The 14,625-nt window shown below is 74.6% G+C and carries 17 protein-coding genes; 9 read left to right on the top strand and 8 right to left on the bottom strand.

The window, feature by feature from the left end; all coding sequences use genetic code 11:
- Window positions 1-188: 188 nt before the first annotated feature.
- The gene (locus EDJALFJO_RS04840; RefSeq protein WP_088282767.1) at window positions 189-683 is read left to right on the top strand and encodes a YajQ family cyclic di-GMP-binding protein; all 495 of its coding nucleotides are present in this window, start codon (window positions 189-191) and stop codon (window positions 681-683) included.
- Between the two features lie 340 nt (window positions 684-1,023).
- Here the strand turns inward: EDJALFJO_RS04840 and EDJALFJO_RS04835 are convergent, their stop codons facing one another.
- The 6 genes from EDJALFJO_RS04835 to EDJALFJO_RS04815 form a co-directional block, all read right to left on the bottom strand.
- A complete protein-coding gene (locus EDJALFJO_RS04835; RefSeq protein ID WP_088282765.1) occupies window positions 1,024-1,242 on the bottom strand; it encodes a hypothetical protein in 219 nt (72 codons plus the stop codon).
- Window positions 1,243-1,311: 69 nt separating this feature from the next.
- Window positions 1,312-1,521, bottom strand: a complete 210-nt coding sequence (locus tag EDJALFJO_RS04830) for a hypothetical protein (protein WP_088282763.1) — start codon at window positions 1,519-1,521, stop codon at window positions 1,312-1,314.
- Between the two features lie 75 nt (window positions 1,522-1,596).
- Window positions 1,597-1,770: a hypothetical protein gene (locus tag EDJALFJO_RS34020; RefSeq protein ID WP_158220288.1), complete on the bottom strand. Its 174-nt coding sequence runs from the start codon at window positions 1,768-1,770 to the stop codon at window positions 1,597-1,599.
- Window positions 1,771-1,783: 13 nt separating this feature from the next.
- Window positions 1,784-2,698, bottom strand: coding sequence for an aminoglycoside phosphotransferase family protein (locus EDJALFJO_RS04825; protein WP_158220287.1), 915 nt, complete (start codon window positions 2,696-2,698; stop codon window positions 1,784-1,786).
- 14 nt (window positions 2,699-2,712) lie between these two features.
- On the bottom strand, window positions 2,713-3,324 hold the full coding sequence (locus EDJALFJO_RS04820) for a dual specificity protein phosphatase family protein (RefSeq protein WP_088282760.1): 612 nt from the start codon (window positions 3,322-3,324) through the stop codon (window positions 2,713-2,715).
- A gap of 21 nt (window positions 3,325-3,345) precedes the next feature.
- Complete coding sequence (locus tag EDJALFJO_RS04815) at window positions 3,346-5,460, bottom strand: glycogen debranching N-terminal domain-containing protein (protein ID WP_198950007.1); 2,115 nt, start codon at window positions 5,458-5,460, stop codon at window positions 3,346-3,348.
- Window positions 5,461-5,654: 194 nt separating this feature from the next.
- Here EDJALFJO_RS04815 and EDJALFJO_RS04810 point away from each other — a divergent pair, with 194 nt between their 5' ends.
- The 8 genes from EDJALFJO_RS04810 to EDJALFJO_RS04775 all read left to right on the top strand — a co-directional run bounded on the left by EDJALFJO_RS04810 (window position 5,655) and on the right by EDJALFJO_RS04775 (window position 13,080).
- Window positions 5,655-6,713 (top strand): LacI family DNA-binding transcriptional regulator, encoded by a 1,059-nt coding sequence (locus tag EDJALFJO_RS04810; protein ID WP_088282773.1) that lies wholly within the window; start codon window positions 5,655-5,657, stop codon window positions 6,711-6,713.
- A 121-nt stretch (window positions 6,714-6,834) separates the two neighbouring features.
- Complete coding sequence (locus EDJALFJO_RS04805) at window positions 6,835-8,082, top strand: extracellular solute-binding protein (RefSeq protein ID WP_088282756.1); 1,248 nt, start codon at window positions 6,835-6,837, stop codon at window positions 8,080-8,082.
- 22 nt (window positions 8,083-8,104) lie between these two features.
- Window positions 8,105-9,277, top strand: a complete 1,173-nt coding sequence (locus EDJALFJO_RS04800) for a carbohydrate ABC transporter permease (RefSeq protein WP_088282754.1) — start codon at window positions 8,105-8,107, stop codon at window positions 9,275-9,277.
- Complete coding sequence (locus EDJALFJO_RS04795; RefSeq protein ID WP_088282752.1) at window positions 9,274-10,164, top strand: carbohydrate ABC transporter permease; 891 nt, start codon at window positions 9,274-9,276, stop codon at window positions 10,162-10,164. Before EDJALFJO_RS04800 ends, EDJALFJO_RS04795 begins: the two co-directional genes overlap by 4 nt.
- A 7-nt stretch (window positions 10,165-10,171) precedes the next feature.
- On the top strand, window positions 10,172-10,972 hold the full coding sequence (locus EDJALFJO_RS04790) for a DUF427 domain-containing protein (RefSeq protein WP_088282751.1): 801 nt from the start codon (window positions 10,172-10,174) through the stop codon (window positions 10,970-10,972).
- 68 nt (window positions 10,973-11,040) lie between these two features.
- Window positions 11,041-12,060: a hypothetical protein gene (locus EDJALFJO_RS04785; RefSeq protein WP_088282749.1), complete on the top strand. Its 1,020-nt coding sequence runs from the start codon at window positions 11,041-11,043 to the stop codon at window positions 12,058-12,060.
- Between the two features lie 97 nt (window positions 12,061-12,157).
- On the top strand, window positions 12,158-12,802 hold the full coding sequence (locus tag EDJALFJO_RS04780; RefSeq protein ID WP_088282771.1) for an RNA polymerase sigma factor: 645 nt from the start codon (window positions 12,158-12,160) through the stop codon (window positions 12,800-12,802).
- Complete coding sequence (locus tag EDJALFJO_RS04775) at window positions 12,799-13,080, top strand: zf-HC2 domain-containing protein (RefSeq protein ID WP_198950004.1); 282 nt, start codon at window positions 12,799-12,801, stop codon at window positions 13,078-13,080. The genes EDJALFJO_RS04780 and EDJALFJO_RS04775 overlap by 4 nt, the downstream gene beginning before the upstream one ends.
- 3 nt (window positions 13,081-13,083) lie before the next feature.
- Here the strand turns inward: EDJALFJO_RS04775 and EDJALFJO_RS04770 are convergent, their stop codons facing one another.
- Together EDJALFJO_RS04770 and EDJALFJO_RS34015 are read right to left on the bottom strand one after the other, a co-directional pair.
- Window positions 13,084-14,166, bottom strand: coding sequence for an NADH:flavin oxidoreductase/NADH oxidase (locus tag EDJALFJO_RS04770; RefSeq protein ID WP_088282747.1), 1,083 nt, complete (start codon window positions 14,164-14,166; stop codon window positions 13,084-13,086).
- Between the two features lie 63 nt (window positions 14,167-14,229).
- A partial coding sequence (locus EDJALFJO_RS34015) for a hypothetical protein (protein WP_198950003.1) occupies window positions 14,230-14,625 on the bottom strand: 396 nt, incomplete at its 5' end.

Below are 14,625 nucleotides of genomic sequence, written 5' to 3'. Positions count from 1 at the left end.
CCTTACCCAGGGGGGTGGGGGAGCCCCGATGGGGGGTTCCACCTGAGTACTGACAGTGACATCGGCTCGGGGCGGACCGGGCGACGGACCCGCCGCGACGATGGAAGGATGGCGAGGACCACCCGCGTGGCGCCCCGGCCGGACGGTCAGTCCCCGGCACGCAGCCCGCACACCGAAGGGAGCACACCGTGGCCGGCGACTCGTCGTTCGACGTCGTGAGCAAGATCGACCGCCAGGAGGTCGACAACGCGCTGAACCAGGCGGCGAAGGAGATCTCGCAGCGGTACGACTTCAAGGGGGTCGGCGCGTCCATCGAGTGGAGCGGCACCGAGATGATCGTCATGAAGGCGAACAGCGAGGACCGGGTCAAGGCCGTCCTCGACGTCTTCGAGACCAAGCTCATCAAGCGCGGCGTCTCGCTCAAGGTGCTCGACAAGGGCGACCCGAAGGTCTCCGGCAAGGAGTACCGGCTCGAGGCGACCCTCAAGGAGGGCCTCAGCCAGGAGAACGCCAAGAAGATCTCGAAGATCATCCGCGAAGAGGGCCCCAAGGGCGTCAAGGCGTCCATCACGGGCGACGAGCTCCGGGTCACGAGCAAGAGCCGCGACGACCTGCAGGAGATCATCGCGCTGCTCAAGGGTGCCGACCTCGACGTGGCGTTGCAGTTCACCAACTACCGCTGACGACCGCTTCGGTCAGCGGTCGAGGTGGCCCGGCCCGGGGACGTTGCGACGATGCCGCGCCGATGCTCGGGTCGATGCTCGGGTCCGGACCACCGTGATCGCGACGGAGAAGACCCGAGCACAGACCCGAGCACACCCATTGCTGCTGCACCTGTCGTCGCAGGGCGATGCACGTCAGGGCGTGCACAAGGCTGCAACGACCCGTGCGACGTCCCTCTCGGGCGGGTTCGTCCAGGCCTGCGGCCCCCTTCGCGCCACGACGTCTGCGGGGATGTCGGCGCGGCAGGTTGCCGTCGTCGTTACCCCGCAAGCGCGCCACGATGGCGGCGTCAACAATCCGTCAGCAGGTGCAGTCGCGCTTGTGCCCGCAGGCGAAGACCTTCGGGCACTCCTGCCGCGGCACCTCGCAGTCGGCGCCGACCCGGTCGAGCATCGAGCCGTTGCAGAAGCAGCACAGCACCGCCTGCTCGACCTCGACGAGCGGCACCCCGTTCGCCTCCACGAGGACGAGCCGCAGCGCGTCGCGCAGTGCGGCCGGCCGACCCTCGGGAGAGAACATCTACGGAGGATCGGCAGGTCCGGCAGCGTCTTGAGCCCCTGGGCGGCCGATCCACCCGGTCGGAGTCGCTCAGGCCTCGTCGAACACCTCGTCCGGGACGGGTACGCCGAGCACCTCGAGGAACCGCCGGAGCTTGATCTCGACGAACACGTCCCCGTCGTCCCGGTCGTCGTCCTCGTCCTCGTCCACCGGGTCGTCGGACGCGAGGAACGGCAGCAGGTCCACCGCCTTGGCCTCCGCCTCGTCGGCGCCGCGGCCGTGGACGGCGGCCCACCACATCGCGAGCGAGGCCGCCTCGAGCGAGACGTCGGTCGGCGGCGAGGCGCCGTCGGCCGCGAAGTAGACCCGCGGCGCCTACCCGAGGTAGGCGGTCCCGCTGCCCGGCCCGGCGGGCAGGTACTGCACGAACGCCAGGTCGCTGTCGTGCACGGCGACGAGCAGCGCCGGCATCGGCACCTCGCCGACGGACGCGGGGTCGACGGCCGACCAGGTGCCGCCGGTGTACAGGAAGGTCCCGAAGAATCCCACGGGCCGCCGTGTGTCAGCGGACGCCGAGGTGCACGGCGAGGTCGGCCGCGACACCGGCGGCCACCGGCATATCGAGCGACTCGACGACCCCGCGCGCGAACAGCCAGCGGACGACGCGGTCCGGGTCGACGTCGAGCAGGCCTGCCATCCGGCGGGCCAGGCCGACAGGGTCGGCGGCGACCCGGGCCGGGCAGTTGAGCAGGTGCTGGGTCGCGTCGTAGGCGGCGTCCCCGACATGCGGCTTCGGGTCGATGACGAGCCACGGCTCGCGCCGCGCCGAGAGCACGTTGCCCGCGTGCAGGTCCGTGCACAGCAGCACCTGTTCGGGCGCCGACGCCGCGAGCGCGACGTACTCGGCGAGCCCGGCCGCGACGGTGTCGTCGTCGAGCGGGGCTGCGCCGGCCAGGGCCTCCCGCTGCCGCCGGAACTCCGCGGACCAGCGCACGCACATCGCCTCCAGCGTCGGCAGCCCCGGCGGCACCGGCGCTGCACGCAGCCTGCGGAGCACCCCGGCGAGGACGACGTCCTGCTGCGGCTCGTCGGCCCCCGTGAACGTCTCCCCCAGCGTCACCCCCGGGTCGCAGCGCTCGAGCAGCAACGCCCGGGTGCCGTCCGCGTCGAGATCGTCGAGGACGTCGAGCAGCAGCACCGCGCCGTCCCCAGCCCAGGCCCGCAGCGCGACCGGTTCGTGCGCGGAGTCCTCGTGCGGCCAGCCGACCTTGAGCACCGCCGACCGGCCGCGTGCGTCCACGCCCGGGGCGACCCACGAGCAGTACCCGCCCGGCTCGTACGGCGGTTCCAGGCGCAGCCCCCAGTACCGCCGGGCGGCGCCGACCGCGGCCGGCAGCCGGTCCGCGACCCACTCCGCCAGACCGGGTTCGTCCCCGGACGCCGCGACCGCCCTCAGTTGTGAGGGCAGAGCAAGCACGGGCGGGCTCCCCGTCACGCCCCGCCGCCCCGCCGGGCCCGCCGGCGCCGGACGACGCCCGCGACCGCGGCGGCGAGCCGCAGCCCGAGCGCCTCGCCGATCCGGGTCGCGATCGACTGCGGCGGCTCGGCGTAGCCGCCGACCCGGGCGACGAGCCGCTCCTGGGCACCGGTCTCGGGCACCTTGCGGCGGCGGGCCTTCGCGAGCACCGCCCAGGCCTCCTCCGGCCGCAGCCCCTCACGGACGAGCACCGTCGCGGCGACCGTCGACGAGCGGCCGATGCCGCCGCGGCAGTGCACGACGACGTGCGCGCCGTCCGCGAGCCGTTCGGTGACCACCTCGGCGAGCATCACCGCGTCGTCCTCGGCCGGCACACCGAAGTCCGGGACCGGCAGCCGGTGCACGCGCAAGCCCTTGCGGGCCAACAGGTCCGGCTCGGCCGCAAGCCCGAGCCTGCCGAGCTCGTCGTCGGGGAGCAGGCACACGACGTCCGTCACGCCGGCCGCCGCGAGCGCCGCGACGTCGTCCTCGAGCGCCTCCCCCGGCCGCGGCGCAGCCATGAGCGCCAGGGTGCCGCGGCCGCTGCGGGGCACGGGGAAGAGCTCGGGCGAGGTGGCGTCGACCATGGCGGCATCATGCCCCCTGACTCACGCCCGGACGACCTCGATCCCCGCCGGGGCGGCGACCCGGACCTCCCCGGCCCGGTCGACCTCGACGTCGAGCCGGCCACCGGCCATCGTCAGGCCGTGGACGGCGAGCGCCCCGACCGGCAGCGGGCCGTCGCCGCGGCGGACGACGAGCCGGCCGGCCGGCGCGTCCGGCTCGAGCCCGAGCAGGGCCGTCGTCATCGCGACCGGGGCGGCGGCCGCCCAGGCCTGCGGGCGGCAGGCAGCGGGGTACGCGACGGGCCCCGGGACGGCGTCCCGGGCGTCCCCGGACCACAGCTCCGGGAGCCGGTCGCCGAAGGCCGGCGCGGCGTCGAGCACGCCGCCGAGGAGCCCGGCCGCGACGTCGCGGTGCCCGGTGCGGACCAGCCCCGCGACCGCCACGGCGGTGTCGTGCGGCCACACGGTGCCGCAGTGGTAGCGCATCACCCCGAAGCCGCCCGCCCGGGCTGACATCGTCCGCAGCCCGAAGCCGTCGGCCATGTCCGGGGCGCCGAGCCGGGCGGCCACGTCGGCGGCCTCCCCGGCGTCGAGGATCCCGGTGCCGAGCAGGTGGCCCATGTTGCTCGCGACGGCGTCGACGACCCGGCCGCCGCCGTCGAGCGCGAGCGCCGGGTAGCGGCCGTCGGCGCCGTCCACCCAGTACCGCTCCCGGAAGCGGACGGCGAGGTCGGCGGCGAACTCCCGCCAGCGCGCGCTCCCGGGCAGGCCGAACGCGTCGAGCAGGGCCGCCCCGGAGACGGCCGCCTCGTAGGCGTAGCCCTGGACCTCGGCGAGCGCGACGGGCGGGGTCGCCAGGGCGCCGTCGTCGAACCGGACGGCGTCGCCGGAGTCCTTCCAGCCCTGGTTCGCCAGCCCGCTGCCGCTGTGGTCGACGTACGAGAGGAAGCCACCGCCCGCCGCGGCCGCGGCGCCGACCCGGTCCAGCGCCGCGACGAGCGCGGGCAGCAGCGGCTCGACGTCCGCGGCCGGCAGCCCCCAGCGCCACGCGTCGTGGAGCAGGCACACCCACAGCGGCGTCGCGTCGACGGTCCCGTAGTAGACCGGCGGCAGCCGGAGCGCACCACCGGTGTCGAAGACCCCGCGCCTCAGCTCGTGGAGGATCTTGCCCGGCTCCTCCTCGGCGGCGGGGTCGGTGCGTACGCCCTGGTAGGCGGCGAGGGTGCGCAGCGTGCCGAGCGCGAGGTCGGTGCCGAGCGGGAGCAGCATCCGGGCCGCCCAGAGGCTGTCCCGGCCGAACAGCGTGAGGAACCACGGGGCCCCTGCCGCGAGGAACGTGTCGCGGGGCGCGGACGCCGTCGCCATCCGCAGCGACACGAGGTCGTCGAGGCTCTGCGCGAGGAGCGCCGGCAGCCGCCGGTCGTCGGCGGTGACCTCGGGACGGCGCCACGGCGGCGTCGACGCGGGGACGACGGCAGCCCCCGGGTCGGTGACGGCCAGGACGAGCCGGACGTCGGCGGCGGTGTCCGGGGCGACGTCGAGGAGCCAGGTGAGGGTGCCGCGGGCGCCGTCGGCGACGGCTCCCGGCGCCGACACGAGGACCTGGACGGCGTCGTCCCCCCAGCGCAGCGCGGCCGTGCCCGGCGTGGCCGGGGGCTGCCCGCCGGCCGGCCGCGCGGCCGGTCCCGGCGGCAGGCCGGCCTTGGCGTGCTCGACCGGCACGAGGTCCCCGGCGACCTCGACCCGCAGCGCGAGCCGGACGGCGCCCGTCGCCGACGATCGCACCGTGACGGTCTCCTCGAGCCGGCCCGGGGTGACCCGGCGGGCCCGCTCGACGCGCACCGTCGGGTCGGCGACGTCGTCACCCAGGCCCCGGGCCAGCCCGACGAACCGGGTGCGGCCAGGGCCGTCCGCGGCGGCCAGGACGGGGACCGGCCGCTCCCAGGCCGGCTCGGGCCCCGGGCCCGCGGCCAGGGCCGGGACCGGCGCGACCGTCACGCGCAGCAGGCTCACGACGCGCACGTCTGCGTGGAAGACGCCCTGGACGCCGGCCCCCGGCGCGGCCGCGTCGAGGTCGCCGTCCGGGGCGGCGAGGACGACGGTCGGCGCGGCGAGCGTCACCACCAGGTCGTGGAGGAGGGGCTGGCGGGGCGGCATCGGTGGACTCCCGTTCGTCGCGTCTGTCCGTTTCGGTGGTCTTGACAGCATCCGGGATCTCGGTCACGGTAAGACTGATTTGAACGCTCCAATGACCGTTCATATCACCCAGATTCGGACATCGGTACCCCTCGCTGCCGGCAGTTCACTCCTCCGGGCGGGATCGGGACCGACCGTCGACGGAGGTGTTCGCGATGGCGCGGGCAACGCTCGAGAGCGTGGCGCGGCATGCCGCCGTGTCCCGGCAGACGGTCTCCAACGCCCTCAACGCACCGCACCTGGTGCACCCGGACACCCTCACCCGGGTCCGGGCCGCGATCACCGAGCTCAACTACCGCCCGCACCACGCGGCCCGCACGCTGCGCACCCGCCGCTCCCAGCTCGTCGGCGCCCGGATCGAACCCTGGCGCGACGGCGTCAACGGGGCCGTCCTCGACCGGTTCCTGCAGTCGCTCACCGCACGTGCCCAGGCCGACGGCCAGCGGATCCTGCTGTTCACCGCGGACGACGACGAGCAGGAGTGCGCGCACTACGAGGACCTCCTCTCCGGCCTCGACCTCGACGCCTTCGTCCTCCACGGCACCCACGCGGACGACCGCCGGACCGCCTGGCTCGCGCAGCGCCGGGTCCCGTTCGTGACGTTCGGGCGGCCGTGGGGCTCGACCGGCACGCACGGCTGGGTGGACGTCGACGGCGCCGAGGGCACCCGGGCGGCGACCCGGCACCTCGTCGCGGCCGGGCACCGGCGGATCGCCTTCCTCGGCTGGCCGGAGGGGTCCGAGGTCGGCGACGACCGGCGCAGCGGCTGGGCGGACCTCGCCCTGGCCGCCGGGCTCGAGGTCCGGCCGGGCTACGACGCCGGCGTCGCCGACGGCCTCGGCACCGGCCGTACGGCCGCCGCCGCGATGCTCGACCTCGAGGTGGCGCCGACGGCGATCGTCTGCGCGAGCGACTCGCTCGCCCTCGGCGCCTGGACCGAGCTGACCGCCCGCGGGCTGCGCCCCGGCGCCGACGTCGCGGTCATCGGCTTCGACGACTCCACGACCGCGGCCGTCGTCGGCCTGAGCAGCGTCGCCCAGCCGCTCGACGACGCCGCGGCGGCCTGCCTGCGCATGCTCCACGACGTCCTCGAGACCGACCGCCCGCGCGGCGTCCGGGGCGACGACGCGGACCGGTCACCGGAGGCCGGCCCCGCGGGGCCGCCCGACCCGGTACTGCTCAGCCCGCGGCTCGTCGTCCGCGCGAGCGGCTGACCGCACGACCGCACCTCGCCCCCACCACCAGCACCCAGTACCCGCACCCAGTACCCGCACACACCACCGGCCGCCCCAGCCGACGCCGTCCCCGACGTCGGCCCGTCCAAGGAGATTTGTCATGGTTGCTCCCCGTACGCGATGGACCCTCGGGACCGCCGCCCTCCTCTCGCTCGGCCTGTCCGCGTGCGGTGGGAGCGGCTTCGACTCCGGCGGCAGCAGTGCGACCCAGGCGTCGTCCGGCCCGGCGTCGATCAAGGTGCTCATCGCCTCCAGCGGCGACGCCGAGACCAAGGCCGTCAACGACGCGGCGGCGGCGTGGGCCACTGCGTCCGGCAACAAGGCCGAGGTGATCCAGGCCCAGGACATCGCCCAGCAGCTCGGGCAGGGCTTCGCGTCCGGCAACCCGCCGGACGTCTTCTACATGGACGCCGGCCGGTTCGCGACGTACGCGAGCGCGGGCAGCCTCGAGCCCTACGGCGACGCCTTCGGCGAGAAGGACGACTTCTACCCGAACCTGCGCGAGGCGTTCACCCAGGACGGGAAGCTCTACTGCATCCCCAAGGACTTCTCGACGCTCGCGCTCGAGATCAACACCGCGGCCTGGTCGAAGGCGGGCCTCACCGACGCCGACGTGCCGAAGACCTGGGAGCAGCTCGCGGCCGTCGCGAAGAAGCTCACCACCGGCGACCAGGTCGGTCTGGCGATCGGCGACACCCGGGACCGGATCGGCGCCTTCATGGTCCAGGCCGGCGGCTGGGTGACGAGCAAGGACGGCACCCAGGTCACCGCGGACAGCCCGGAGAACCTGCAGGCGCTCGACTACGTGAAGTCCCTGCTCGCGAGCGGGGTCGCGAAGTACCCCAAGCAGCTCGACTCCGGGTGGTCCGGCGAGGCCTTCGGCAAGCAGAAGGCCGCGATGACCATCGAGGGCAACTGGATCTCCGGGGCGATGAAGAACGACTTCCCCGCTGTGAAGTACACCGTCGCGCCGCTGCCGGCGGGCCCGAAGGGCCAGGGCACCCTCGCGTTCACCCAGTGCTGGGGGGTCGCGGCGAAGAGCGCGAACAAGGCCGCGGCCGTCGACTTCGTCAAGGCCATGACGACGAAGGACGCCCAGCTCGGCTTCGCGAAGGCGTTCGGCGTCATGCCGTCGCGGCAGTCGGCGCAGGCCGACTACGTCGCGCAGTTCCCGCAGGACAAGGCGTTCATCGAGGGCGCCGCGTACGCGCAGGGCCCGGTCAAGGTCGCGAAGATCGACCAGGTGCTCGCCGACTTCGACACCGGCCTGCAGGGCCTGCCGAAGGCCGACACGAAGCAGATCCTCGCCCGGCTGCAGACGAACGCGTCCGCGGTCGTCGGCAAGTGACGGTGCGGTCGTGAGCGCGGGCATGAGCGCGGGCGTGAGCGCGCCCGCCGTCGCTGCTCCCCCGTCCGCGCCCTCCCAGGGGCGCGGGCGGGGGCCGGGCAGCGGCATCCGCGGCCGCGAGGGCCTCGCCGGCTGGCTGTTCGTCGCCCCGGTCCTGCTCGTCCTCGGGCTCTTCCTCGTCGTGCCGATCGTCATGGCGCTGTGGGTCAGCCTGTCCGACTGGCAGGGCCAGGGCAGCCCGTTCGGCAACGGCGTGGGGTTCGTCGGCGGGGGCAACTACTCCGAGCTCCTCACGACCCCCGGGCTCGCGCAGACCGACTTCATGACGAGCCTGCGCAACAACGCCTACTACGTGGTCTTCGTCGTGCCGCTGCAGACCGTGCTCGCCCTCGGGCTCGCGCTCGTCCTCAACGGGAAACGGCTCAAGGGCAAGGGGTTCTTCCGGACCGCCTACTACTTCCCGTCGGTGACGAGCTCGGTCGCGGTCTCCGTCGTGTTCCTCTTCGTCTTCTCCTCCAGCGGCGTCGTCAACTCGCTGCTCGCGAAGATCGGCGTCGACGGGCCGTCGTGGTTCGCCGACCCGCGCGGCGTCGTCCACCTGCTCCTCGGCGGGCTCGGGGTCGACACCGACGCACCGCCCGCGGCCCTCACCGGCCGCTCCGTGGGCGGGCTCACGCTGTGGGACTGGCTCGCGGGTCCGAGCGTCGCGATGTGCGCGATCATCGCGCTCGTCGTCTGGACGACGGCCGGCACGTTCATGCTCATGTTCCTCGCGGCGCTGCAGGACATCCCCGTCGAGGTCGAGGAGGCCGCGGAGATCGACGGGGCCGGCCGGTGGCAGCGGTTCCGCTACGTGACGCTGCCGATGCTGCGCCCCACGCTCTTCCTCGTGCTCACGCTGGGGCTCATCGGCACCTGGCAGGTCTTCGACCAGATCTACGTCATGAGCCAGGGCGCGCCCGGCAAGACGACGCTCACCCCGGCGTACCTGTCGTACCAGTCGTCCTTCAACAACAACGAGTGGGGCCAGGGCAGCGCGATCGCCTTCATCCTCTTCGCGATCATCGTCGCGCTGACCCTCGTGCAGCGGTTCGTCCTGCGCGACAAGGACGACGGCCGCGAGCGCGCCGCGGTGCGGCGGGCGGCGAAGGCCGCACGGTCCGGTGCCGGCCCGACGACGGAGGTGTCCCGATGACGACGACCACGACGGCGGCCCGGCCGGCACCGGCCGCCGCCCCGAAGCGGCCCGGCCGCCGCCGCGGCGGTCTCGGACGGGTGGCGGGCTACACCGTCCTCGTCGTCTTCGCGCTCGTCTACATCTACCCGTTCCTCATCCAGCTCGCGACGAGCTTCAAGACCGAGGCCGACTCCACGGCGCACCCGCTCGCGCTCTGGCCGGACCCGGTGACGACGGCCGCGTTCAGCCGGCTCGCCGAGGCCGACTACCCGCGCTGGTTCCTCAACTCGTTCGTCGTCGCGGTCGTCGTCACCGCGGGCCGGGTCTTCTTCGACTCGCTCGCCGGCTACGCGCTGGCCCGGCTGCGGTTCCGCGGGCGCGGGGCGCTCTTCGCCGCGGTCATCGCGGTCATGGCGGTGCCCGGCGTCGTCCTGCTCATCCCGAAGTTCCTCGTGCTCAACCAGTTCGGGATGTACGACTCGTACTCCGGGATGATCGTGCCGCTGCTCGCCGACGCGGCCGGCGTGTTCATCATGAAGCAGTTCTTCGAGTCGGTGCCGGTGAGCGTCGAGGAGGCCGCCCGCATCGACGGCGCCGGCCCGTTCCGGATCTTCTGGTCGGTCGTGCTCCCGATGGCCCGGCCGGCCCTCATCACGCTGACGATCCTGTCGTTCCAGGGCTCCTGGAACGAGCTGCCGCACTTCATCGTGTCCCGGCAGAGCCCGGAGCTGAACACCCTGACCACCGGGGTCGCCTCGCTCGTGTCCGGCCAGCTCGGCTCCGGCAACCAGTACCCGCTCAAGCTCGCGGCGGCCCTGCTCATGACGGTCCCGGTCGCCCTGGTGTTCTTCGTCTTCCAGCGGCACTTCGTCCGGGGCGGCACCGAGGGCGCGGTCAAGGGATGATGCCCCCATGGCGACCACCCTCTCCGCGCTGCTGCGCGACACCCTCGGCGACCTGAGGCTCGAGCCGACCCGCAAGCGGGTGCGGGCCTACCTCGGTGACGCTCTCGTCGCGGACTCCCGGGACGCCGTCCTGGTCTGGGAGCCGCGGCGGGTCGTCCCCGGCTACGCGGTGCCCCGGGCCGATGTGGTCGCCGACCTCGTCGAGACGGCCGGGCCGGTACCCGAGGCACCCGCGGGCGCCGGGCCGGTCTTCCCGGACGTGCCGTTCGCGGTGCACACGGCGGCCGGCAGGGCCTACGACGTCCGGACGGCGGACGGCACGGCGCCGGCCGCGGCGTTCGCCTACACCGACCCCGACCTCGGCGGCCGGGTGGCGCTCGACGGCGACGCGCTGCGCTGGTTCGAGGAGGAGGACGAGATCGGTGGCCACCCGCGCGACCCGTTCCACCGGGTCGACGTGCGGCACGGCACGGCCGAGGTCCGGGTCGAGGTGGACGGCGTCCTCGTCGCGCGCTCGGCGCGGCCGCTCGTCGTCTTCGAGACCGGGATGCCGCCGCGGTACTACCTGCCGCGCGAGGACGTCCTCGTGGACCTCGGGGCGACCGCGACGACGTCCGCCTGCGCGTACAAGGGCGAGGCGTCGTACTGGGCGGTGACGACGGGCGCGGGCGCGGACGTCGCGTGGAGCTACGAGGAGCCGCTGCCGGACGCCGCCGAGCTCGCCGGGGCGGTCGCCTTCTACCCCGACCGCGCCGTCGTCACCGTCGACGAGGCTCCCGCCGGGCGATCCGCCGGCCCGCCCGCGTAACGCCGGGGACGTCGCGTCGCACCCATCGGTGAACGCCCGCAGCCGCGGGCCGCACCGAGGAGCCACGGATGTCCCCCGCTGCCCGTCCACGCCTGCGAACGGTCGCCCTGACCGCCGCCCTCGCCCTGACCGCCACCGGCCTCACCGCTACCGCGCTGGCCGGCCCCGCCGCGGCGTCCGGTCGCACGGTCTTCGTCCCCGGCGTCACCGTGAACGCCGACCGCACCGCGACGTTCCCGCTGCGCACCGGCCGCTACGCCGACGGCCGCACCGTCGACTACGTCGTCATCGAGGCGTCGACCTCGTCGGCCGCCGCGAAGTACGGCGTCGGCGTCGTCAACAAGCTCGCGAACACCGGCCGCGCCGCGAGCCAGGCCGTCACGCTCGACAAGGGGACGGTCGTCTTCTCCGGCACCGTCGACTTCTCCCCCGTGCACGCCGTCGCCGGCACACCCGGCACCGGCTGGCCGCCGGTCGTCGCCACCCCCGGCTCGCGCGGCGACGCCGGCTACTCGCCGATCGTCCGGCTGCCGGACGGCTCCTACCTCAACGCGCCGCAGATCGGCAACGGCACCGGCCTGCACGACAAGGTCGTCCGGATCGACCGCGCGAAGAAGACCGTGACGCTCGCGCTCACCGACGGGTTCGCCCGCGGGGACGCCGTCGTCTACCTCTCGACGGACGCCACCGCCGAGGGCCCGGCCGCGCTCGAGGGCTCGACGTACGCGCCGCGGCTCAACGCGGCGCCGTCCCCCGGCGACGACAGCACGGCGTCCGCCCGGGCCTCGCTCGCGGCGTTCGTCAACGGCCCGACGGGCAGCCCGGCGACCCGGCAGGGCATCAACAGCGCGCTGCTCGGCGAGGGCGACCCGCTCAACGTGCTCGCGTGGACGCCGAACCAGGGCCGGTACTCGCCGCTGTGGGACGTGCACCTCACCGAGTGGGCCGCGGGCACCACGCCGAAGCGCGTCACCCGCTTCGCGGACGTCGAGGACCTCGCGGACGACCACGCCGTCACCGCACCGGGCGGCGGCGTCTGGGGCCCGAGCGACGTGATCGTCAACTGCCCGATCATCGCCACGGCCTGACCGACGACCTGACCCGTAAGAACCTCGTAACCGCCCGGGGCGAGATCGACTCTCGCCCCGGGCACTCCGGGAGGACCACAATGCGCACGTGGTCGACATGGTGCTGGCCGGCGACGCCGCCGTCGTCGAGGCTCTGCGGCGCGGGGACGAGCGGGCGTTCGCCGAGGTCGTCGAACGGTTCCACCCGATGCTGCGCCGGATCGCCCGCGGGTACGTGCGCACCGACGAGGCCGTCGGGGACGTCGTCCAGGAGACCTGGATCGCCGTCCTGCGCGGCATCGACCGGTTCGAGGGCCGGTCGTCGCTGCGGACCTGGGTCGTCTCGATCCTCGTCAACGTCGCCCGGAGCCTCGCGGTGAAGGAGGCGCGGACGGTGCCGTTCGCGTCCCTCGGCCCCGCGGACGACGGCGTCGCCGGCTTCGGCCCCGAGCGCTTCCAGGGCCCGGACGGCGAGTACCCGGGGCACTGGACGACGCCGCCGACCCCGTGGACCGAGGACCCCGAGGCCTCGGCGCTCGCGGGCGAGACCCGCAGCGTCGTCGCGCAGGCCGTCGCGGCGCTCCCGGAGAGCCAGCGCACGGTCATCACCCTGCGCGACGTCGACGGCTGGACCGGCCCGGAGGTGGCCGCGGCGCTCGGCATCTCGGAGGGCAACCAGCGCGTGCTCCTGCACCGCGCCCGTGCGAAAGTTCGTCTGGCGCTCGACGCGCATCTGACGGCCGGCGAAGGGAGGGCGTCGTGACGCAGGACGTCCCCGCGGACGACGACCTGCCCTGCACGCAGGTCGTCATGCTCATCACGGACTACCTCGACGACGCCCTCGCCCCGGCCGACCGGGACCGGATCGACGAGCACCTCGCCGACTGCGACGGCTGCACCGTCGTGCTCGACCAGTTCCGGACGACGGTCCGGACGACGGGCATGCTCCAGACCGAGGACCTCGACCGGCTCGACCCGGGGACCCGCGACGACCTGCTCGGGGTGTTCCGGCGCTGGGCCGCGGAACGCCCGGGCGCCTGACGCTCAGCGCCAGGCGCCGCGGAGGTACTGGTCCGGCCACGGCGTCGCCGTCGCCGGGTGCCGGTCGCCGTCGAGCGCGTGCTGCGCGCGCAGCGGCCACGACGGGTCCCGGAGCACCGCCCGGGCGAGCAGGACGGCGTCCGCCGAGCCCTCGACGAGCACCTGCTCGGCCTGCGCCGGCTCGGTGATGAGCCCGACCGCCGCGGTCGGCAGCCCGCTGCCCGCCCGGACGGCGCGCGCCAGCGGCACCTGGTAGCCCGGCCCGGCCGCGATCCGCTGCAGCGGCGAGATCCCGCCGCTGGAGACGTCGACGAGGTCGACGCCGCGGCCGGACAGCCACCGGGACACCTCGACGGTCTCCTCGAGCGTCCAGCCGCCGTCGACCCAGTCGGTCGCCGAGACCCGGACGAGCAGCGGCTTGCGGTCCGGCCAGACGGCGCGGACGGCGTCCACGACCTCGAGGAGGAACCGGGCGCGGCCCTCGAGGCCGCCGCCGTACCCGTCAGCCCGCTCGTTCGCGAGCGGGGACAGGAACTCGTGGATCAGGTAGCCGTGCGCGGCGTGCACCTCGGCGACCTCGAAGCCCGCGGCGTCCGCGCGCACCGCGGCAGCGGCGAACGCACCCACGAGACCGGCGATGTCGGCGGCGGAGAGCTCCTTGGGCGTCGGGCCGTCACCGTGCGCGAGCGCGGACGGCGCGACCGGCTGCCAGCCGCCGTCCGGCTCCCCGACCCAGCCGTCGCCGTCCCACGGCCGCTGCGAGGACGCCTTGCGGCCGGCATGCGCGAGCTGGATCCCGGGGACGGCACCCTGCCCGGCGACGAACGCGGTGATCCGCTCGTACGCCTGCGCCTGCGCGTCGCTCCAGAGGCCGGCGTCCGCCGGGCTGATCCGGCCCTCGGGCGTCACGGCCGTCGCCTCGGTGAGGACGAGCCCGGCCCCGCCGGCCGCCCGGGCGCCGAGGTGCACGAGGTGCCAGTCCGTCGGGAACCCGTCGACCGAGGAGTACTGGCACATCGGGGCCACCCAGGCCCGGTTGCGGAACGTCGTCCCGCGCAGCGTGAGGGGCGTGAACAGTCGGCTCATACCGACACCCAACCGGACGGCGGCCCCGCCGCTTCCGCACAGCGGCGCCGGGCGTGTCACACGTCAGCGGCGGAAGAACACCGGCACGACGAAGTTGCCGACGATGCCGACGAGAAGCAGCGTGTAGAAGGCCGCCGTGACGGCCGTGACGGGCAGGCCGACGGCGGAGATCCACGGCTTGAGACCCTGGGGCTTCCAGATGGCCTCCTCCGGGCGCGGCACGGTGCCCCGGTTGAGGAAGAACCCGACGATGCCGATGCCGGCCAGGCCCACGGAGATGCCGAGCAGGTAGGCCGGACCGGTCACGGTCGTGAGGAGGAACTCCATCGCCCCGGCCGCGAAGCCGCCCGCGAAGAGGAAGAGCCCGGCGAGCACGCCCCGGGCCCGGCCCCGCTCGAGCGGGACCGGCGCGATCGGCGCACCCCGGCCGGCGCCCGGCCGGGTGGGGCGGGCGTTGGG

Origin of the sequence: Kineosporia sp. A_224, assembly GCF_002198655.1 — a bacterium.
In the GTDB taxonomy this organism is placed as follows: domain Bacteria; phylum Actinomycetota; class Actinomycetes; order Actinomycetales; family Kineosporiaceae; genus R-H-3.
This window is presented reverse-complemented; position numbering and strand designations above follow the sequence as displayed.

Coding starts and splice junctions, on each gene's coding strand:
- EDJALFJO_RS04835 (WP_088282765.1), bottom strand. CDS start 1,242: ATGTTCTCTCCCGAGGGTCGGCCGGCCGCACTGCGCGACGCGCTGCGG.
- EDJALFJO_RS04830 (WP_088282763.1), bottom strand. CDS start 1,521: ATGTGGTGGGCCGCCGTCCACGGCCGCGGCGCCGACGAGGCGGAGGCC.
- EDJALFJO_RS04820 (WP_088282760.1), bottom strand. CDS start 3,324: ATGGTCGACGCCACCTCGCCCGAGCTCTTCCCCGTGCCCCGCAGCGGC.
- EDJALFJO_RS04815 (WP_198950007.1), bottom strand. CDS start 5,460: ATGCCGCCCCGCCAGCCCCTCCTCCACGACCTGGTGGTGACGCTCGCC.
- EDJALFJO_RS04810 (WP_088282773.1), top strand. CDS start 5,655: ATGGCGCGGGCAACGCTCGAGAGCGTGGCGCGGCATGCCGCCGTGTCC.
- EDJALFJO_RS04805 (WP_088282756.1), top strand. CDS start 6,835: ATGGTTGCTCCCCGTACGCGATGGACCCTCGGGACCGCCGCCCTCCTC.
- EDJALFJO_RS04800 (WP_088282754.1), top strand. CDS start 8,105: ATGAGCGCGGGCGTGAGCGCGCCCGCCGTCGCTGCTCCCCCGTCCGCG.
- EDJALFJO_RS04795 (WP_088282752.1), top strand. CDS start 9,274: ATGACGACGACCACGACGGCGGCCCGGCCGGCACCGGCCGCCGCCCCG.
- EDJALFJO_RS04790 (WP_088282751.1), top strand. CDS start 10,172: ATGGCGACCACCCTCTCCGCGCTGCTGCGCGACACCCTCGGCGACCTG.
- EDJALFJO_RS04785 (WP_088282749.1), top strand. CDS start 11,041: ATGTCCCCCGCTGCCCGTCCACGCCTGCGAACGGTCGCCCTGACCGCC.
- EDJALFJO_RS04780 (WP_088282771.1), top strand. CDS start 12,158: ATGGTGCTGGCCGGCGACGCCGCCGTCGTCGAGGCTCTGCGGCGCGGG.
- EDJALFJO_RS04770 (WP_088282747.1), bottom strand. CDS start 14,166: ATGAGCCGACTGTTCACGCCCCTCACGCTGCGCGGGACGACGTTCCGC.